Origin of the sequence: Pseudoalteromonas sp. Z9A6, assembly GCF_011378805.1 — a bacterium.
Taxonomy (GTDB): Bacteria; Pseudomonadota; Gammaproteobacteria; order Enterobacterales; family Alteromonadaceae; genus Pseudoalteromonas; species Pseudoalteromonas distincta.
In genome coordinates, this window is record NZ_WTKZ01000008.1 from 84936 (window position 1) to 106117 (window position 21182).

Genomic DNA, 21182 nt, shown 5'->3' on the forward strand with positions numbered 1-21182 from the left:
GTGCTATATTGTGCTATGGCTATAAATGTGAAAGGGGGGCATGGTCTGTGTGCGTGATATTGGAGGATGAACACATAGGCAAGTTGCAAGGCACACAGATTGAGCCAATCAACTACAGATTAATAAGCACACTAACTTGGTTGTATTATAAGTAGATGGTAGCTAGTACAGCCTTAAGGAAGCTTCAAGTGCGTGTAACGCTACTTTGAGCTGTCTTGAAGTTGGCTTAAGCTTGTTTCTTATTAGTCATTCTTGATTAATAATCTATTGATAAATAACCAATGGAAGTCTTATAGCTAAACTTATAGTTATCTAAGTTGTTGGCTTAGTTTGATGACTTAGAGTTGCCCCCCTTACCCCCCACAAAAAGTGAGAAAGTAAGAGGGAAACCATAATCCAATAAGTAAAGATGCTTACGATGTTGGCTTGAGTTCGATTGACTTGTCGCTTGCCCCTGAGCCACTGCTCACCACCACAGAGTTAGCGACTGAGTATAGTCTCTGCGGTGTCCTTGTGGATGCAAGTAGAACGGCTACTATTCTCCTTAAGTCAGGGAGTGGTAACCAATTGATTTACTGTGGTTTATTTTGGTATCTTTTAATAAGGTGTCATCTTTCTTTTAACACGCTAATAGGGCTATTCCACTAATCAATCAAAGCAAGAATGATTCAGGATTAAAGTGAGACTATATCTATAGCCATGACGATCTGTAAGCCACTCAGGAATCCCTTGTCCCCCTTAGCAATGCAATGGCATTCATAATGAATTAAACGATCTTATAGCGGCTCTGAGGGGCTAGCATGATTGGCTTTCAGGGAAGGAAGGTCAAAGTGATAGTTAACCTTAAGCAGCCCAGTGACCTAGGGTTTGCTAAATGAAGTATGGTCAAACTACAATCTATATCAAGACACCAGCTCACAGATCGTCAGTGGCTCTACAAGCAGAGATTTAGCCTCAGATAAGCCAATGTGCCCACGCTAAATAACTCGATCTTATAGAGCCTTACAGAAGCTTATAGGCAAGCATTAAGCCCCACATGATAGTCCTCTTGCTTGGCTAAGTTCATCGGTTACTCAGCTACTTGCTCTGTCATTTCTTTTTTAATTAATTGAACAGTAGAAGCAGCAATGCCCAACTCTTTAGCTGTCTTACGGACGCTAAGCCCTTCATCAAGTAGCTCCTTAACTTTGAGCCTGTCAACCGACTTCTTCCTTCCCTTAAACTTACCAGCAGCTTTAGCTAGCGCTATGCCTTCACGTTGACGCTCTAAGAGCATTGCACGTTCAAACTCGTAGACAGCGCCAAGCATCTGTAGCATTAAGGTTTGCATTGGGTCATTAGTGTTGCCAGTGAACGTTAAGCCTTCTTTATGAAATACCACGGTACAACCTGAGTTGTTTATGGTTTTTATGAGGGTCTGTAAGTCAACGATGTTGCGTGCCATGCGAGATATATCATGCACATGAATAGTGTCACCTTCACGCATAAAGCTGAGTAATGCTTCAAGCTCAGGTCTGTCTCTATCCTTACCTGAACATTTATCAGTGAACACTTTGTCAAGCTCTACGCCATCCAACTGCCTAGCTGTGTTTTGCTCAACGGTACTTACTCGAATGTAGCCAATGTGTTTACCTTTAAGAGAATGATTAGCCATAATTAACTCCAAACTGTACTGATTTAACTTTAAGACCATTTAATTATCTGTATTGAAAATTATAAGTCAAGTCTTTTCGGTACAGGTTAAGCAGTAAAACTGTACTGATAGCACTGTACTGATTAGCCTATACCGTATTCAGTACAGCTTAAAGTTAACCATGAGGTCGCGAAGCTGTTTGATTGATAAACACTACTATTACCGACCTTCATGCCTTGAGGCTTAAACTAATTGTTAAGAAAATAAAATGCTAGTAAACGAGTACGCTGCGATAGAGTTGGTTCTTCATGGGGGTAAGGGGGGGAATCAAGCGTTTCTATATAGTCGAATAGGGTCACAGATTTTTTCACCAAAACATTCACATCCTCCAAAATTAAATAACTGTAAGCTTGTCATTGACTTTTTTTTGAACTAATGTAGGATGCGCACGCTGTTAAAATACGTTGAATATTAAGAGTGCTTACAAAGGGGCATATTATGATTAGGTTTTTTGCAAAGAAACGATCTAATAAAAAAGAAACTACTGATATCGAATCAATACTTGCGGTTCTTGAAGGACTTTCACTTGATATTGAACTCGATAAACCTACTAACAGTAAATCAAAAGCATCATTAAACAAGCGACTTAAAGATGCGTTTTCTATAGCGCAAACAGAAGTAAAATATAACGCAAAGGTATAACTACTAATCTTGTTATAACATGGAAGTATAAGGTTTGAATAAAAATAAAAATTGGGTTTATGAATGCCTTGTTGAAAATGATACTGACCCCGTAGGGTTTATAGCATATGCTTTTTACAAAAAATCCAAACATGATGCTGCGAAGGGCATGCGTGATAAAGGAATGTCTGAGGAAGAAATATCACGTAAAGTTCAAAATCATCACGATACCGTTCTCCAAAGCAATGAGCTTTTAGAGGGCTTTAACGCTAGGTCTAAAACGTTCCTAACTGAAATTAATAGTAGACTCAAAGCAAGCGTTAAGGAAGAGCTTCAAAAAGAATATGATAAAAAAATTAAAGAGTTAGAAAAGAAAGAAAAAAAAGCACTTGATACGGCTTTGCGCCAACTAAAAAATGCAGCCAAGTCCTCTCCCCCTCAAAATAGAATATCTAAATCTTTCTTCTGGCTTTTAAATGGCTTTTCTGGCGTGTTCGCTGCAATAATTATGGCCTTTTTGGTTGGGGGCATTATATATGCAGCATCTCCTGAAGCTAGAAAAGCCGAAACAAAAAGAGAAGTAATTACCGAGATATTAAACTCTATGGGTAGTTAATTTTTCGCAACAAGAAAATCTCGAACCGTCTGTTTGTCTACCTAACTTAGATTTGGTTATTTGTTAACTCTACTCCATGAGGCCAATCACATCATTTACTCCTAAGTGTGTGTAACGCTCTAACATTTCTGTAGACCTATGCCCTGAGATAACTTTAAGCTGATTAACTGACAAGCCTCTTTTAGCATATCGAGTTATCGCTGAATGTCTTAGGCTATGAAATGATAATCCTTCGATACCTAAGCGCTTGCATGAGCGCCTAAAAGCCTTCGATAAGGACTCAGCATTAACGTTGTAAAGCATTCTATTATCGTCCATTACTTGCAATCTACGTTTTAATATATCAATTGCTTTAGAGTTAAGCGGTACATATCGAGAGTGACCATTCTTAGCCTCAGGAATATATAGCCTATTGCTCTCAAACTCTATATGACTTCTAGCTATCCTAGCAACCTCACCTCTTCGCATAGCTGTTTCATAAGATAATGCCGCAGCTGAAGCCACCAGCGGGGGTAAATCACCTAGTATCATGTCATATTCAAGCTCAGTGATTACTCGGTCACGCCCTTTACTTTCTGGTGGGTACTTGAAATCCTTAAATGGAAACTCCCAGTCAAGGCCAAGTTGTTCAATACCAAATTTAACAATACGAGATAGCATCTGTAGGTCTAACCTAGCGGTTGAGCTTTTGACTACTCTAAGCCTGAATTTCTTGTAGTGTTCCAAGTCTAATTTTGTAGGGGGTGTATCAAAGCTTTTCATTAAGCCACGTACACGATATTTGACTGATTCACCTTTGAGCTCTATGTATTGTTCACATACAGAATGGAATGAGACAGTGTGTGTGCCTGTCTTAGCGAAACGCTCAGCATCTTCAAGATTAAGAAATGTCCTTGAGAGACGGTTACCTTTTTCACGAATCTGTACGTTCCAGTTGCCTGATTTGAGTTGTCTAATAGTTGCCATTAAAGCCTCCGATAATTTTTAGATTAACGAAAGGACTTACTTAAAGTATTCACGTAGTGTGTCTTGCAGTATTGGGTATGATTAACGCAGCGTTATCTCGCAGGGCTCATGGGGTGGCAGGGGTCGAGAGTTCGAATCTCTCCATACCGACCAATTAACTAAACCTATATCAATAAGTTAAACTTCTCTTCAAAATATAGCCAAAATTCATCTGTTTTGATTCTACAATTTATCCGTAGCACTATCTTATTTATCTAAGCGCACTTAATAAAACTGAGTTTAGCTGGCTAGTTTTGTGGTTTTTGAGGGGGTTGTATTTAATTGTTATTAACTTGAAGTGGCCTTTGTGGAATCTATATGAAGGCATTTGATTTCAATTTATTGAAATTAAAATAAAAAAGCGCTCTAAGCGCTTTTTTATTAAAGTACTAGTGCTTGCGCCCTACACCATTACGTACCATATCTTGCCCTGTTTGGAATACATCTTCTGTAATACTGCGCGCTAAAAGCAGCTTTTGTTGGTCGTCAAACACGGCTACAAAACGACTACCATCACTATTGTTTGTTGCCATACCAACGCCCGAAACACCTTTAAGGCCAAGACCGCCGTTTTCTACATTTAATAAAAAGCTTTCTAATTCGGCTAGACTAGAAATTACATCATTTTCTTTATTCATTTTAACACTCTTTTAGTAAGGCTTTTAAATCATTATGGTGGCTATTTTATAGAGAAGAGCCAAAAACTTAAACCCTTGGCTCAGGTTAGTCACTAAATCGACTTTATAGCTAACTCTAAATTGCTTAGCGCACAACCAAACTCTTTTGCATTTACGCGATGATACTGTGTGTCACTCGTTGCTGTAAGGCTAATTATAAACTCGTCTTGTTGGGCTACCGCACTTTGCTCTTGGCTTAAACACATAGCTTGAGTAAGTGAACGCAGTTTTGAATTTGTTAAAATTGAGCCAAAACGCTGCACTGGCAGTGGAGGTATTTTTATAGCGGGTAACGCTTCATCTATTGTGCGTGCACTTAAGGTAAACGTGTTATTGGTAATTTCAATTACACTGCTTGTAGGCCAGTACGAATAGCTATAGCTCTTACTCTCAGGTTGGGCTTTACCTTGGTTAGCCAAATGCACTACACCACTTTTGCCTATTACGGTTATTAAGCTACCTTCTGGCGATTTAATAACAACTAAGGCTGTATTTTCATCAATACCAAAACCATGTTGAATCTCTGTTTTAGTATTTTTCACTTCGTTTTTATTTAGCGCTGCTGCAAGCCTAAATGTACGGTTTTGTTCGCTAAATTGAGTATCTAGTACACCAAAGTTAAAACTGCCCAGCCCACCAGCATTAGTGTTATTTCCACTTTTACGAAGTGCCTCAAGGCTTGTCGTATTTGTAAGCATGCTCGTCACTTTACTTTGGATTGCTGCGCCCGCTCCTTCACCTACAATTACTGGGCGAGTTTGCAATGCTTGCGTCCACGGGTATAGGTTATTGTTTTGATCAAATAATACCTTATGAGTTAATGCTGCATTACCGCTATTAAACATCACACCGGTACTATTTTTAATAAGTGATACAAGTGCATTAGTGCCATTTTTACATAAAGCGTATTCGGCCTTTGTGCGATCGGGATAAATCACTTCACGGTTATACACATTCATTAATGTATTTCTAAGCGCTGGTAATTCATCGCACGAGTTACTCGTAATCGCTTTAGCAAGCGCTGGCGTTAGTGCTAACCATTGAGTGTTTATATTTAATTGTGCCAAAAGACTTTGCGCTACATCTGCCGACTCATAAGGGTCGCGGCTCGAAGCCGTAATAGCAAGCATGGTTGGTTTTGCGTTATTAACTTTTAAACTGCCCGACACAAATTGTAAAATATTATTAGTCGCAACCTCATTATTAAAATCGGTATTTACTTGCTCTTTTAAACGCTCACCGTTTTTATTAAGTAGCGGTACTTCTAGCATATCAAATACAAAGTTGTACTCTTGCTGAGTTAGACTTTCTAATTGCTGATTATTTATATCGCGCCACTGCCAGAGTAAATCTGTTTTTGATACGCTATTTAACGATTTACTTTGTATGGTTTTAAGTGTTTTTAATACAGCCGTTTTTGCCTCAACATTATTATTAGGCCAATGCTGCGCGATGTTTTTTATTTGAGAGCTGCTAAGTGTATATAAATTATGTGTCTTACCCTCAATAACAGCCTCTTTTTGGCAATTATTAAGCTTGGCGCTAGTACAGGTAGTAAGCTCTGACCCCACTAAAATTAAAGTTTGGCTTTGCTCTTGAGCCACTGCATTTATTGAAAATCCTGCACCGACCAATGCCACTACCATACCCAGTAACTTCGGCTCTTGATCACGTAAAAATGCACATATCATAATGTAAACTCTAATATAAATAATAAAACTAATGTGCTGTAGTTTAACAGCTAGCCACTTGCGCCTAAATATATTTTTATAAATGTTAAATAATTCAAGTCTCTGAAAAACGTTCGGGTTGAGCACTGCATTTAAATACATTGTTTAGTTTACCCCTCTGTCTTTGTAAATATTATCTAAACAAATTCAAACGGAGCATTTATTGACCAATTTCATTGTTTAAATTACGGTGGTGAATCATTTTATGTAACTGGGGTGAAATATGGACTTTTCTAATGAAGAGATAAATTTTTTTGCTGAGTTATTTAAGCCTAATAAAAAGTCACATGCTCACAACAGTCACGTTTTAACGTTACAAAGTTCAGTACCAGCCAATATTGCTCACTTACTTAGTAGCGCTAATTTAACCCTGCTCGCAGAAGTTGCACACTATCAGTTATGGTTTCCGTTGGACTTAAAAATTGATAGCGCCGGTATAATCAAACCTATTTTAAACGCCCCCGAAGTAATAGACACACAAGGTATAGCCGCTAAAATAGCGCAAATCCATAGCGGTCAAGAGCAACTAAGAGCTTACCTATTTGAAGAGCATAAACGTCAACATGCTAAATTATACGAGAATGGCCAATTAGTTGAGCAGCTAATTTAATAGGTGTTTACCCCGCTATACTTGCATTTAGTTGGCTTTATTTAACCCCCTCTCAATGTTAATCTGTACCCTTATTAATAAATCATAAGGATATGACAATGCCAGGTGCTTTTGCGCACATCACTGCTGTTAATATTGCAACGCAAACCAAGTCACTCGCTAAAATGGATATGCCTAAAAAAGCAAAGCTTATTTTAAGCCAACGCCAAGCATACCTTGAACTAGGCTGTGTAGCCCCCGATTATCCTTACTTAGCTGTAGCGCAGCCTAGCCAAAATGCGTGGGCCGACCTAATGCACTATGAGCACACAGGCGATTTACTTAAAGCCATGATTGAATACTGTAAAACACTTGAAGGTGAAGCATTTGAAAAGTGTTTTGCCTGGTTATGCGGTTATATGGCCCATGTTGCTGCAGATATAACAGTGCATCCGGTTGTTGAATTAAAAGTTGGCCCTTACGCGCAAAACCAAACGGCGCACCGTACCTGCGAAATGAATCAAGACGCGTTTATTTGGCAACGTTTAAACTTAGGTGAGTTAGGTTATGCTGACCGCGTGCAGCAAAATATTGGATCTTGTACTAACAAAGACGATAATTTTGATACCGATATTGCAAAAATTTGGCGACATGCTTTATTAACGGTTCACCCAAGCTACGCAGCACAACACGCTCCTAACTTTAATTCATGGCATAACGGTTTTCAGCTTGTAGTAAATAATGTTGAAGAAAGCTATCGATTATTTGCCTGTGCACGCCATGTTGCTGCTGATTTAGGCTTGTTTTATCCTCGCCCAAACGAAGTAGACCCCACTTTTATTGAACATCTAAAAACGCCGCACGAGCCTATGCATTACAACGATATTTTTGACTTTGCCGTTAGTAACATTCAGCACTACATAACCATTATTGCCAATGCCGTATTTTTAGATACTGATTACAGTGCAATTAAAAATTGGAACCTAGATACAGGCTACGATGAACACAACACGATGACGGTATGGAGCAAATAAAATGAAACACTTACTTTATATAAGCCTCATAGTATTACTTAGCGGTTGCTACACTCCTAAAAAAAACAATCCAGAAGTGATGGCCGACTTAGCCTCACAATTAAAAGATATTGCTACAGCCGTTGATGGCACACTAAAATTTAGTGAAACATCCTATTCAACAACTGATGAGTTATTAAAAGCCGCTGTTAATAACGATTTAAGCAAACTTGCACCTTTTGGGGAATACACGCTTATTGTAAACGTACAAGATGATAACGCAGTGCTACTTTTATGTGATGCCAATACGGCTTTAATTGAAGATGCAGGCTGTACTGCTCAATCAGATATACAGCATTGGGGAGCAGGAGTTATTCATCAGTGCGAAATAACTATAAACGCCCAACAGCTCTGTAACTAGGTAATAAAATACCTGCTATACATTTAAAGTTGAGCCGTCATCTCTTTGGGGTTAAACACTAAGCCATGGCGGCTAACATGCTCTGCAAAATTTTCGGCTGACATTGGTTTCGCAAAGTAAAAGCCCTGAAATTCTTTACACCCCATTTGCGCCATTATTGCTACTTGCTCTTAGGTTTCTACTCCTTCGGCTATACACTTAATATCAAGCTCTTCACACATAACGTGCACCGCTTTAACTAAACTTTTTTGACGCGTAGAACTTGTTACTTGACTGATTAATGAGCGATCTAACTTAAGTTTGTTAATAGGGTAATCGGCAAGGCGTGCAATATTAGAATACCCCACTCCAAAATCATCAACCGAAATAGTAAAACCCCACGATTGCAGTGTTTGCATAAGCTTTAGCGAATGCGCTTGGTTTGCCTCAAGAGAGGTTTCAGTCAGTTCTAACTCTATTTGAGGTGGCTTTACGTTGAAGTCGGCAAGGTATTTAACCAGTTTTGACATAAAATCGGTTTGGCTAAAATCAATTAGAGATATATTTATTGCCACCGGCACAGTCGGTAAACCCGCCTTAGTCCAATTGGCAATTTGAGCGCAGACTTTTTGAATAATCAGATCGGTTAACCTACTGACCATTCTGTATTCTTCAGCAATAGGAATAAATACCACTGGCGACACATTACCTAGTATAGGACTGTTCCAACGCGCTAAAGCTTCAAGCCCTATACATTTACCCGTTGCATCTACTTTAGGTTGATAGTGTACCGACAAATCGCCCTGCTGAAGCGCTTCGTCTAATAACATCGAAATTTCGTATTTTTCGATAAAAGCTTGTGATTGCTTTTCGTTATAACCACTTAGAGGCATATTACAGTTTGCAACTTTAAGTGCTTCGCACGCATTACTAAGTACTGTTGTGCTGTTTTTTCCGTGATCAGGATACTTTGCAAAACCAAATAAAAATGATTGCTGACACTTAGTGCCAAACACATTATAAGTTTTATCTAATGTATTTTTTATTTGCATTAATAGCTTATCTTCAAGCTCGTTTTGCGAGTTTGCGCCAATTATAAAAGCAAGCTTTCCTACTCCTATATGGGCACACAACAACGGCCCATCTGCCATCGCCTTTAAACGCTTGTACGCGTTAATAAGTAATGCTTGAGAGTCGGCTTTAGTGAGCTTTAAATTTAAGTATTCACTATTTGCACTTTGGGTAACAACGATAAAAAAACCTTTTTGGTATTTGCTTGTTAATCTGTCGCATTGCAGCTCAAACCATTCTCTATTAGGTAGTTTTGTTTGCGAGTCTCTAAAGCGTAAACGTTTATTTTCTTGTTCCATCATCGATAAGTTTTGTTTAATGAGCTGCTCTTGCGTGCAATCGTAAAAGTCGTATACACGGTAGTTTGTACTCATTGTTATTTGCTGGTAGCAGGCTTTAAAATAGCTTTTTTTGTACTTCACAATTTTATTTTGAGCATTAGGGGCGTCAAAAACTAAAGTAGGAAATAAATGAGAAAGGTTAACGCACTCTTCTTTTAATTCTTTTTTTATACCAAACATATCAATAGCGTGTTGATTAAAATCAGTAATGACAAGATTTTCGTCAACAATAATTTTGGCTTTATTTGATTCGGTGAACAGGCTTCGATAAAGCTCATTTTTATCTTTAAGGTGTGTATTAGCGCTTATCATTGTTTTGTTTAAACGCTTAGCAGCCACAATTGTGCGTGCCACAGCAAGGGGAATACAAATGTTAAAAAATAAGAATATTAGCCCTGTAATGTATAAGCTGGCATCGGGAAGTTGTTGAGCAATGCCAGTTAAGCCCGATACATCAACGTTATTGATGATCATATAAAACGGTACAATATTTAATACGCCATAAGCAAGGGCTGTTCTATAACCAAGTAGCATAAGTGCGATTATTGGGCAGGAATACATATACATAGAGCCCACTTTAGCAAGCTCTAGGTCTGTTAAAAATAAGTTCATTGACACGCTAGCAGCTACAATGGCTATTAAAAGTACATGAGCGCTGAAGTGATAAAAACGCTTACTTGCTATAAGCAAACCGCATACAGTCGCAAAAAAACTGCTTGTTAATACAACAATATAAATTAAGTTAAACTCAATAGCGCTTGCGTACGTGTGGCACACCACAGCAAAACATAACACCATTACTAATGATAGAATAATGCGCAGTGCACTTACTCGCCAATTAGCAACCTGATCAGGGGCTGAATAGTGATCGTTTAATAAAAAGAACCTATTGAAAAAATGCATAATAAACAACAGTTAAAGCTCATTCTTCTATTAGACATTGATAACTTGTTAAAATCAATCAAATGAATATAATTTCTATTTACATTGCTCTATAAAATAGACAGGTGTAAACCTGCTCGTTAGCCGTTAAACATTCATTTTTCGAGTGTTTTTACAGTTATCCTCTTTAAGCGCGAAACCACTGCATCCTAAAAATTCACCGTGCTTAGATTTTCGTTTACGCATTTCGCGACCACACTTTTCACAAATTGGATGCTGCGTTTTACACTCTGTATTCACACATTGTGAATACGTGCTTTTATCAACCGATGGGCTACTACAGCTTTTGCACACTCGCAATTTAGTTTCGCAAATTTGCGTATTAGTACAGCTATAATAGTCACCATACTGACCCGTTTTTGGCACAATTAACCCGTCGCTGCACGTATTACACTCTCTTTGCTTAAGTTGCGACTTGTTAAACAATGTTGAAGCGATTTGAATAGGATAATCGTCATTTACTAGTTCTTTTACAAACGCGGAGCATGCATAAGGGTCGGCAATTAAATACGCTTTATGTTTAGCGCGCGTGATACCTACATAAAGCAAACGCCTTTCCTCTGAGTGAGTGAATTCATCTTGCTTTGGTAATAACGACTCCACCAGCACGTTATTTTGATTATCGCTAGGAAACCCTAATTTACCTTGTTCAAAGCCAATAATAATACAGTAATCAGCTTCAAGCCCCTTAGCGCTATGCAATGTCCAAAAATAAAGAGGGTTTGTATGCTTTTTCCCTTTTAAATGCCGCTGCACGCTATTTAACATGTACCTATATCGACTAAGGATGGCAATGCTCGCTGATGCATCGTTTTTTTTAATAGTGCTTATGCTCTGCTGTACTTTTATTTCTACCGATTTAGTACCTTGGTATAAATCGTCTAATAAAATGACTTGTGGTGTAGTTACTTGTGTATGTGTGCTGATCTGCTTTTTATATTGCTCAGGGTTTTGCATTACAAAGCGCCCTGCTACATCACTAATACTATTGTTATATCTAAATGTTTTTTGCAACATGGTAAGTGAGTGGCTGCCCACTAATTCATTAAAGCGTGTGGTAAGCGCTAAATTACCACCCGAAAACCGGTAAATTGCCTGCCAGTCGTCACCTACGGCTGTAAAGCGTATTCCGTTACCATGTTTTAATATGGCATTTAAAAAAGCCATACGCGCGCTTGATATATCTTGAAATTCATCAACTAAAATGTGGCTCCACGGAATATTAAAGTCTCCGCTTACTATCGCCTTTGTCGCTTGAATAATCATGTCGTCAAAATCAATGGCATTTTGCGTGCTTAGTTCATTTATATAGGCGTCATGAATTTGCACTAACAAGTTTGCATATTGTTGATAGTTTTTAATACCACTTTGCTTGATGCGCTGCGCTATTTGCTTATTACTTAGTTGCTCCACTCGAATAGCTTGTAAGCATTTTATGTACTTATCAATGCCTTGCTGTAACTGCCCTGAGTTATTTAAAGTATGAAATATTTCGTCGTTACTCATAGGTGTTAATTCAACATTATGCTGCTTTAATTGCTTTGCGAGAGTTTGCTCTAGCTTTCCTTCAACCCAGTTGTAATGAAAGGTTTCGAGTAAAGTGGTGCCATTTTTTTTATGTAACTTACGCTTAAATGCAATTTGCTCGTTATAGTGTTTTTTATCTATATCGGCACGAGTATTCCCTTGCCTATCAATGCCAAAGTGCTCTAAGTAAATATCGTATTGAGGTATATAAAAGTCTGGTTGGTATTGCCCACTTAGCTCTGTGCCTTGATTAAAGTGATAATTCACCTCATAACTGTGCGCCACGCAATTCAAATGTAGCCAGTTTGAAATAAGCACTTCCTGATAACTTTTTACTTTATGACCCGCAAGGCTACGGTATTCGTTATCGCGTACGTACCGCTCGCACTGTGCATTATCTTTAAAGCTAAATATATCAATCGGCTCATGGAGTAAATCTACAAATGCTTTTAAAAACTGTGGCTCGGTTTGTATTTTTTTACTTACCCACCCAGTTAACCAACTATTTAATTGAACTGGGTCGGTTGCAAATTTTGACAATTCGATTGGCTTTTTAGCACTTTGTAATAATTTAAGCCCAAGCGCATGAAACGTTAAAATAGTGGGTGCTTTGGTATGCAATTTTGCATACGTGGCGCGTTTAATAAAGCGCTCTTTAAGCTCATTTGCTGCTGTTTTATTATAGGCCAGCACCAAAATTTGCTCAGGCTTGGCAATATCACACGCTATTAAATCTAACGATTTTGCGACCATCACAGATGTTTTACCTGTACCTGCTGCCGCTAATACTAGGTTTTTATCGTTATCGCGTATAACCGCTAAGCGCTGCTCTGTTGTTAAGGGATTTGACTCTACTTGATTAAAAAAGTCATTTTTAAGAGTTAGCTGTTTTTTTTCATATTTATGGCGCAGCTGTGCGATTGCATCGTGAGTATTGGGTGTGGAGCTCAGTATATTTAAAAATTTAATACTGCTTGGCGATAAGTGTTGTTGCCATGTGTTTATACTTTGAGCGTATTGTTTAGCAAGTAAAAACACCTCGTTATTAAGTATTTTCATGGAACTATCACGTAAAAACTCATCTAAAGCATAACGCTTTAGCAAAGCCTTGGCGTTATTTACTTTTTGCTCAAGCATGGCTGAAAATTGCGTGTTAAGGGCGGTATTTAAAGACTTAGCTTGCGCTTTGTTTAAAAAGCTAATTGATGTATTGCTACTATCGCACAAATTAATTTTAGCGCTAAATAAACGATTTTTAAGTATTGAGTAATTATAAAAGTCTTTAATTAAAAATATCCGCGAAGGAGCACTTCTAAAATGCACAACAAGGCGCTCTTGCTCAAAAGTTACGTGTTTAATACGGGTAAAAAAACGGCCTAGCCAACTTGGAGTAGCATTATACTGCGCCATAATACTCAATATGAAGATATGCTTTGACTTGATTGTAACATACTCTTTTATATTACATTTAACGCTAAATAGTAGTCATTTATAAAGCAACCTCTTAGCAGGCTGACTTTTAAAACTTAATATTATCATTTTACTCACAACCATTAACAATTTTAAACATTTACAAATAGCGTGTTGTGTAACAATGCACAAATACACTTAATATATTTACTAGGTATATCCGCAATTAAACAATTACTTATAGCTAATTCAGTGGTTAAAAGGAGCTAACATGCTTAAAAAGTGCATTACCACAACTGCTTTAATTTTATTATTATGCGCCTGTACAACAGAAACAGAATCGAATTTAGTAAAAACAAAAGGAATTTGGGCAGGCTTTGAGCTGGTTTCTGACGGTAACCGCACGCGTGTTAACGCAGAGCTAAATGCGGGAGATGCTAATGGCTCAAACATTGTTTTAAGCGATAGCGACTCATTACAAGCTGTTGTTAATAACACTGCTATTGTACTTACAAAAGATACCGACTTTTTAGACGTTGATTACCAAGCGTATATAAATGCCACTGACGATAATCAACAGTTTGATATAAAATTTAAACGAGACGATGGCATAAATGCGAATTCAAGTGTGGAGCTACCTTTAAATTTTATTATTTTAACCCCGAGTAACAACCAAACTTTTAGTATTAATAGTCCCCTTACAGTTCAGTTAGATGGCACTGATCCCAATAGTACTAGTCAAGTAGAACTTAGCAGTAGCTGCACTAACAATAATAATGAAACACTTTTACAATCAATGCTTTTTGAGCTTAGTACTTCGCGCCTTGAAATAGATTTGCAAAGCTTAGATATGTTTAGCTGCTCGCAAGTAGATCAAAGTAAAACGTGTAGTTTAACCGTTAGTGTAAAGCGTGAACGACTAGGTAGTATTTCGGGTGAGTTCGCAAACCAAAGTTATATTAAAGCCCAGCAATCACGCGCTATTAAAAATATGACTTTAACGTTTTAATTTGCACGCTAATTTACTCAGCGTTAAGCTACGCCTTTATTAAGTAATTTTACCAATTGTAATTGCCCTCCTTATTTATAGGAGAACAAATAACAGTTGATATAAAGGTTTATTATGACTAACAGCACATACCCTATTGGCACACCAGGCAAAAAATGGAATAACAACGATAAAGCCCAGTGGTTAGCACGCCAAAACATTAAACGCAGTTACCAAAACGAAGTCGTAACGCTAATTAATGACCTTAAAAGCACCTTAGATATAGAGCAATACGGCGAGCTTAATTACGCCGCTGGTACTTACCCATTATATATATTAAAAACGCCTAACTTTAATGCCAATAAACCAACTGTTTTAATCACCGGTGGTGTACATGGCTACGAAACCAGTGGCGTACATGGCGCACTTAGGTTTGCTAAAACATCGGCTATGCAATATTGCGAACAGTTTAATATTATTGTTGCCCCCTGCATTAGCCCTTGGGGATATGAGACTATAAACCGCTGGAACCCAGACGCTATTGATCCTAATCGCTCATTTTACGAAGGCAGCCCAGCTCAAGAATCAGCCGCTATTATGGCGTTTGTAAAATCATTAGGTACTGACTTAATCGCTCATATTGATTTACACGAAACAACCGATAGCGATAACAGTGAATTTAGACCCACACTTGCTGCCCGTGAAGGCATAACAAACACTAATTGGAACATACCTGATGGGTTTTATTTAGTGGCCGATACCAATAAGCCTGAGCCTGAATTTCAAAAAGTAATTATCGAAGATGTAGCAAAGGTCACACACATTGCACCGAGTGATGAAAATAACCAGTTAATAGGCGTCCCTCAAGAGCAATTTGGCGTTATTAATTACGCAGCACGCGATTTAGGTTTGTGTATGGGCTTTACAGATGCACCCTATGTAACCACAACAGAGGTATACCCTGATAGTCCAACAGCCACAGATGAAGAATGTATTTTGGCGCAAGTAGCGGTTATTAAAAGCGCCCTTAACTATATTAAAGCACTTTAATAAGTTTGCAGCCGCTTGTACCCTCTTGGCTGCTAAACTAAATTTAGATAAAAAGCTAATTTAGGAGGTATTAATGGAATACAAAAATAAAAACGGACACGTTAATTTATCGCTTGAAAATAATATAGTTATTGCACAATTTAGCGGAAACCTAGAACTTGAGCTTTTAAGTAATTTTAAAACAGCGCTTTTTGAAACCATTCAATCATTTAAAGGCGAGAAATGGGGTTATATAAGTGACTCATCAAACGTTGTAGCAGCAACCCCACAGGCCGAGCAAGAAATGGTAGCCATAAGCCACAGCATGCAGCAGAATAACTGTTTAATTAGCGCGTTTGTGCTTACATCACCTATTGCTATAAGCCAAATGCAACGAATAATGCAAAACGCCAAAAGAGACGTTTCTTTCAAAGATTGTCTTTTTGATAATCTAGAATCGGCAAAGAATTTTATTTCAAATGAATTAAACAACGACTTGAGCTAAGTAAAGCTCAAGTCGTTGTTTATATAGAGCTTATATACTGTACTAATTTTTATAAAATTGGCTGTCTTTGGTTATAGTAATGCTGGCATCTTCTTGCGCTGATACTATAAATTGTAACTTACTCACTTTGTGCGCAATATTGTAACCATCGGCTGTTACAGTAACGGGGACTCTTTTCATCGCACCCGGTTGTACAAGCGTAGATCTCGGACTTGAGAGCGTTGCTCCTGGTAAACCCTCTATGGCAATACTGTAATGCAGTGCTTGCTGCGTTTTATTAATAATAGTAAGTGTATAAGGGTTTTCTACAAGGCCCTCGTAGTTAACTCTATAAAGCGCATTCCTATCGCGTAGTACTGAGGCTTCTATTGGTGTACGTTGCAGCATCCATGCAAACATCGAAATGATTAACAAAGCCGTTAATGCGCCGTACCCTACTAGCTTTAACCTAAATGGATTGGTTTTTTTACCTTCCATTTGTTTTTCACTCGCGTATTTAATTAAGCCTTTTTCGTAACCAAATTTTTCCATGGTATCGTCGCAGGCATCAATACATAAGCCACAGTTTATACATTCATATTGCAATCCATTTCGAATGTCTATTCCTGCAGGGCATACCTCTACACACAAGTTACAGTCTACACAGTCACCTAAGTTAAGCTCTTTTGGATCAGCTTTGCGTTTACGTGGTCCTCGGCTTTCACCTCGCTCGTTATCATATGTAACAAGCAACGTATCTTTATCAAACATAACAGCCTGAAAACGAGAATAAGGGCAAGCAATTGTGCACATTTTCTCGCGTAAAAACCCAGCATTACCGTAGGTGCAAAAAGCAAATAAAAACACCCAAAAGCTCGTTATACCTGACCACTCAAACGTAAGCATTTCCATATACAAACTTTTTGCTGGAATAAAATACGCCATAAACGAGGTGGCGGTTAAAACTGAAATAACAATCCACGCACTGTGCTTAGTTATTTTTTTACGCCAAGTGCTTAGCGTCCACTGTGATTTATCTAATTTAATTCGCTGATTTCGAGTGCCTTCTATGCGTTGCTCTACCCACGAAAACATGAGCATCCATATAGTTTGCGGGCACGTATAACCACACCAAACCCGACCAAGCCAGTTAGTTACAAAAAATAATGCAAAAGCCCCCACCATAAATAGTAGGGCTAAAATCATAAAATCTTGAGGAAGGAGTGTTAGACCAAAAATAGTAAAAGTTTGCGTTGCCACATCAAGCAGCACAGCTTGTTGTCCGTTATATTGGATCCACGGTATTGCAATAAAAGTTAGCATTAACAGCCAACCTAAATTACGGCGTATGCGCTGAAAAAATCCTTTTTGCTCGCGGATATAAATTGGCCCTTCGGTGTTATAGGGCTTAATGATCATGTCTTCTTCTTTAATATCAAACTTCATAGTACTTGCTTCATAATGACGGGTATTATGCAAGTATTTGCAACTTTCAGACCAAGCTGAAACTTTACTTACATCATTGATATTAAACAGTTAATTTCAACGCAACAAAATAAAATTCGCGATATTAAACGCGCTGCGCGATATATCACGAATCTTTAGCAATCCCTAACTTTCGCATTTTTGAGCGTAGTGTACTCTCAGGTAAGCCCAATTTAACTGCTGCCCCTTTATCACCCGATATTTGCCAGTGCGATAACGCGAGAACAGAGGTTATATGCTGCTTTTGGGCCTCATCAAGCGTAAGTGAAGGGTTAATAACTACTTCACCACCCGCTTGTAAAGGCTGACTTAGCTGAAGTACAGCCTGATTAGATAAAATAGCTTCGCGTTCAAGTACATTTTGCAGCTCTCTAATATTGCCTGGCCAATTGTAGGCTTGCAGCTGTGTAATTGCTTTTTTACTTAGCCCTTTTAAGTGTTTACCCAGTCGTTTATTTATCTGCGCAATTAAATTAGCGCATAAATAAGGAATATCCTCTTTTCGATCTTTAAGGGCGGGTACTTTTATAGGAAATACATTAAGCCGATAATACAAATCAATTCTAAACGTGCCTTTTTGTACCATTTCCCACAGGTCGCGGTTAGTCGCTGCAATCACTCTAATATTTACTTTTAGCGTATTGCTGCCACCCACGCGTTCAAACTCTTGTTCTTGCAGGACTCTCAGTAATTTACTTTGCGCCTCAAGTGGAAGCTCTGCTATTTCATCTAAAAACAAGGTGCCTTTGTCAGCAAGTTCAAAACGCCCTTTACGGCGTTCATTGGCACCTGTAAACGCGCCTTTTTCATGGCCAAACAATTCCGACTCTAGCAAACTTGGGGTAAATGCGGCGCAATTTACTTTTATAAAAGCTTGTTCGCTACGCTTGCTTAGTCGATACAAATTACGAGCTACTAATTCTTTACCCGTGCCATTTTCGCCAAGTATAAGCACTGTGCTGTCGGTTTCACTTACCAGTTTTATTTGATCTAACATGGTTTGAAATATATGACTTTGTCCAACTAGCCCTGAGTCTTGCCAATCTTCGTTAAGTTCTGCAATTAAGTAGTTGTTTTCATCTTTTAGCTGCTCACTTAAATGCTTTACTTGCTCAAGTGCCTCTTGCAGTGCATTTTGTGTTTGCTGTTGCAGTGATATGTCGCGAAATACCGCTACAGCACCAATTAACTCATCATTTTGATAAACCGGTGTTGAGGTGTATTCCACTGCAAATGAGCTACCGTCTTTACGCCAAAAAACTTCATTTTTAACTTCACGACGTTTTCCATCAAACATGGTGCAATATATTTGGCATTCATCAGCGGGATAAGGTGTGCCATCAGCATGAGTATGGTGATGATATTGATGTATTTTTTTACCTAATAGTTCCTCAGCGCGCCAACCTGTCATGCGCTCAGCGGCAGGATTAACAAACACCGCATTACCCGACAGGTCAAAACCGTATATGCCCTCACCTACTGCGTTTAGCAATAATTTAGGATCGTTTAAAAATTGTTTTATCATAAATGCACCTCGCGAAATATCGCGAGCATTATGGCAATTTTATACATTAAGTGCACTCATTACTTAAAATGCACTTACGTGTAAATTAAAACGCTATAAATAGTGCTGAAATAGCGTTTTTACATCTATTTTTGCACCTAGCCTTGCGGCTATTAAATAAAGTCCTGCAAGTTTTCGGTGAATAAATAGCGCATCAACGGGCGGTGTATGCCATTGCTGAGATTGCGCACTAAGAGCAAGCCCTGCATTTTTAATTTTGAGCGCTAGTTCGCTATTTTTAAAATCAAATTCTCCCTCTGCTCTCAGTGGCTCGCACGCCATTAAGAATAAATCAATGACGTTATTTTTATACTCATCAACTAAGTCATTTTTAAAATAACCAATGTGTGAAGCCGCTCTAAGGACACCTTCTCTGTTGTTTTCACTACCCGCTTTAAATAAAGCTAAATAAGCGCGGCTAAGCTCGGTTGATATTTCTCGCGTTGCACCAAAATCAAATAAGACAATTTTTTGTGTATCAAGCTGATAATGAAAGTTGGCAAAGTTAGGGTCGGTTTGAATTAATTTAAATTCAAACATTTCTTTAAAAAACAAATCAATCAGTTGCTCTGCAACAAAGCTTTTTTGACTATCAGGTAGCTCTGTAATGCTCTCAATGGGCTCTGCTTTTATATATTCCATAGTAAGTACTTGTTGTGTACTGTGCTCTGGATATACGTTAGGCACTTTAAAGTGGGGATTACTTGCTAGTGCGTTTTTATAACGTATTAAGTACTGAGCCTCCCGCTTATAATCAGCCTCGGCTAATAACTGCGCTTTAGCCTCACTAATAAGTGGTTTAATATTAAGATCTTTTGGCAATAACCGAGAAATCGTTAATAAAGAAATAACGTTATCTACATCACTTACTACACTTTTTGCAATACCAGGATATTGAATTTTAACAGCAAGCTGATCGCCATTTTCTCTATAAGCTAAATGAACTTGCCCTATAGAAGCCGCTGCAAAAGGCCTTAACTCAATATGAGAAAAACGCGCTAGCCACTCATCCCCCCATTGCTCTTTTAACACCTCAACAAGCTGCTTATGAGGCATTGGATTCGCGTCCGAGCGCAGTAAAGCAAGTAACTGAGCCAATTCAGGACTAAGTAAATCACCGGCATCCATTGAAAGTAATTGCCCAAGCTTCATTGCCGCACCACGTAAATGAGATAGCTGTGTGGCTAGCTTTTCAATATTTTTAGGTTGTAGTAGTAAGCTTTTATTATCCCAACCTTTACCTGTTAGCGCGCTCTTAGCACCATCAACTAACATATTGGTAGCAACACCTGTGGCAAGTGAGCCTAATTTTGCAAAACGGGAAAGCCGAGAAGTGGGAACAGTTCGAGGAGCCGCCATAATATTAAAACCTAATTAGCCTGAAAGTCAGGCTAATCAATACGTATATTGTAAGTAGGTAGATCTACTTATAGACGAGGTACTAGCTTAATTGCGCCTTCAACCACTTTCATATCAAGTGGAAGTTTACTAAGTAGCATCATTTTAGGGTCATCCATGTTTAGAGTATAAACTGGGTTAACCGCTAAAAAAGCATTAATAACATCCATTGCTTGGCTATCAAGCGCACCTAAATTACCTTTAAAACCACCGGCATCTACACTCGAATCAAGTAATTTAATATTACGTAAAAACACCGCTTTTTTCTCACTGTCGTAAAATGGGCTACCTTCAATTTGCAGCTTTAAACGCACAGGGTATTTAAGTGCGAATGCATTAATTTCAGCGCTAGAATCGGCACCAAGCACAACAACATCTCGGTTATCAGGTCCAATGTTGACACTTAAGTCGTTTACATCAAACTGAACGGGTAAACCCATTAAGCTTACTTTTTCACTTAACTTTGGTAATTGCTTACCCAGTACAGATTCAACCTCAGAGTTGGTAAATGAATATACTGATATGCCTTGCGTGGTATTACAGGCAGTTAAAAATAACGCTGCAATAATAACTAAAATTCTCATGAGAACCCTTTTGTT

Annotated in this window: 17 protein-coding genes and 1 pseudogene; 8 read left to right on the plus strand and 10 right to left on the minus strand. The window is 38.3% G+C overall.

Features of this window, described 5'->3' with window-relative positions:
* Positions 1-1069: 1069 nt before the first annotated feature.
* The gene (locus GQR53_RS05205) at positions 1070-1654 is read right to left on the minus strand and encodes a recombinase family protein (protein ID WP_165743073.1); all 585 of its coding nucleotides are present in this window, start codon (positions 1652-1654) and stop codon (positions 1070-1072) included.
* A 477-nt stretch (positions 1655-2131) separates the two neighbouring features.
* On the opposite strand from GQR53_RS05205, the gene GQR53_RS05210 reads away from it, so the two are divergent.
* Positions 2132-2335: a hypothetical protein gene (locus GQR53_RS05210; protein WP_165743074.1), complete on the plus strand. Its 204-nt coding sequence runs from the start codon at positions 2132-2134 to the stop codon at positions 2333-2335.
* Between the two features lie 34 nt (positions 2336-2369).
* Positions 2370-2930 (plus strand): hypothetical protein, encoded by a 561-nt coding sequence (locus tag GQR53_RS05215; protein ID WP_165743075.1) that lies wholly within the window; start codon positions 2370-2372, stop codon positions 2928-2930.
* A gap of 69 nt (positions 2931-2999) precedes the next feature.
* Here GQR53_RS05215 and GQR53_RS05220 read toward each other — a convergent pair whose 3' ends face one another.
* From GQR53_RS05220 to GQR53_RS05230, 3 genes are all read right to left on the minus strand, one after another.
* Positions 3000-3896: a site-specific integrase gene (locus GQR53_RS05220; protein WP_165743076.1), complete on the minus strand. Its 897-nt coding sequence runs from the start codon at positions 3894-3896 to the stop codon at positions 3000-3002.
* A 428-nt stretch (positions 3897-4324) separates the two neighbouring features.
* A complete protein-coding gene (locus tag GQR53_RS05225; protein WP_002960658.1) occupies positions 4325-4573 on the minus strand; it encodes a hypothetical protein in 249 nt (82 codons plus the stop codon).
* A 92-nt stretch (positions 4574-4665) separates the two neighbouring features.
* Positions 4666-6303, minus strand: coding sequence for a cyanophycinase (locus tag GQR53_RS05230; RefSeq protein WP_165743077.1), 1638 nt, complete (start codon positions 6301-6303; stop codon positions 4666-4668).
* Positions 6304-6565: 262 nt separating this feature from the next.
* Here GQR53_RS05230 and GQR53_RS05235 point away from each other — a divergent pair, with 262 nt between their 5' ends.
* The 3 genes from GQR53_RS05235 (at position 6566) to GQR53_RS05245 (ending at position 8365) form a co-directional block, all read left to right on the plus strand.
* Complete coding sequence (locus GQR53_RS05235) at positions 6566-6952, plus strand: hypothetical protein (protein ID WP_165743078.1); 387 nt, start codon at positions 6566-6568, stop codon at positions 6950-6952.
* Between the two features lie 98 nt (positions 6953-7050).
* Positions 7051-7965 (plus strand): zinc dependent phospholipase C family protein, encoded by a 915-nt coding sequence (locus GQR53_RS05240; RefSeq protein ID WP_165724316.1) that lies wholly within the window; start codon positions 7051-7053, stop codon positions 7963-7965.
* Position 7966: 1 nt separating this feature from the next.
* Complete coding sequence (locus tag GQR53_RS05245; RefSeq protein ID WP_002960664.1) at positions 7967-8365, plus strand: hypothetical protein; 399 nt, start codon at positions 7967-7969, stop codon at positions 8363-8365.
* Between the two features lie 23 nt (positions 8366-8388).
* Here the strand turns inward: GQR53_RS05245 and GQR53_RS20655 are convergent.
* Positions 8389-10659: pseudogene (locus GQR53_RS20655) on the minus strand (EAL domain-containing protein).
* A gap of 126 nt (positions 10660-10785) precedes the next feature.
* Positions 10786-13635 (minus strand): UvrD-helicase domain-containing protein, encoded by a 2850-nt coding sequence (locus GQR53_RS05255; protein WP_165743079.1) that lies wholly within the window; start codon positions 13633-13635, stop codon positions 10786-10788.
* A gap of 271 nt (positions 13636-13906) precedes the next feature.
* Here GQR53_RS05255 and GQR53_RS05260 point away from each other — a divergent pair, with 271 nt between their 5' ends.
* The 3 genes from GQR53_RS05260 (at position 13907) to GQR53_RS05270 (ending at position 16157) form a co-directional block, all read left to right on the plus strand.
* Positions 13907-14644, plus strand: coding sequence for a hypothetical protein (locus GQR53_RS05260; RefSeq protein ID WP_165743080.1), 738 nt, complete (start codon positions 13907-13909; stop codon positions 14642-14644).
* Positions 14645-14758: 114 nt separating this feature from the next.
* Entirely contained in the window at positions 14759-15673 is a 915-nt protein-coding gene (locus GQR53_RS05265) for a M14 family metallocarboxypeptidase (RefSeq protein WP_165743081.1), read from the plus strand.
* A gap of 73 nt (positions 15674-15746) precedes the next feature.
* The gene (locus GQR53_RS05270; RefSeq protein WP_165743082.1) at positions 15747-16157 is read left to right on the plus strand and encodes a hypothetical protein; all 411 of its coding nucleotides are present in this window, start codon (positions 15747-15749) and stop codon (positions 16155-16157) included.
* Between the two features lie 42 nt (positions 16158-16199).
* Here GQR53_RS05270 and ccoG read toward each other — a convergent pair whose 3' ends face one another.
* The 4 genes from ccoG to GQR53_RS05290 all read right to left on the minus strand — a co-directional run bounded on the left by ccoG (position 16200) and on the right by GQR53_RS05290 (position 21167).
* On the minus strand, positions 16200-17582 hold the full coding sequence (gene ccoG, locus GQR53_RS05275; protein ID WP_165743083.1) for a cytochrome c oxidase accessory protein CcoG: 1383 nt from the start codon (positions 17580-17582) through the stop codon (positions 16200-16202).
* Positions 17583-17727: 145 nt separating this feature from the next.
* Positions 17728-19146, minus strand: coding sequence for a sigma 54-interacting transcriptional regulator (locus tag GQR53_RS05280; RefSeq protein ID WP_165743084.1), 1419 nt, complete (start codon positions 19144-19146; stop codon positions 17728-17730).
* Positions 19147-19239: 93 nt separating this feature from the next.
* Positions 19240-20544: an AarF/ABC1/UbiB kinase family protein gene (locus GQR53_RS05285; RefSeq protein ID WP_007580355.1), complete on the minus strand. Its 1305-nt coding sequence runs from the start codon at positions 20542-20544 to the stop codon at positions 19240-19242.
* Between the two features lie 68 nt (positions 20545-20612).
* Positions 20613-21167: a DUF1439 domain-containing protein gene (locus tag GQR53_RS05290; protein ID WP_002960677.1), complete on the minus strand. Its 555-nt coding sequence runs from the start codon at positions 21165-21167 to the stop codon at positions 20613-20615.
* Positions 21168-21182: the final 15 nt, after the last annotated feature.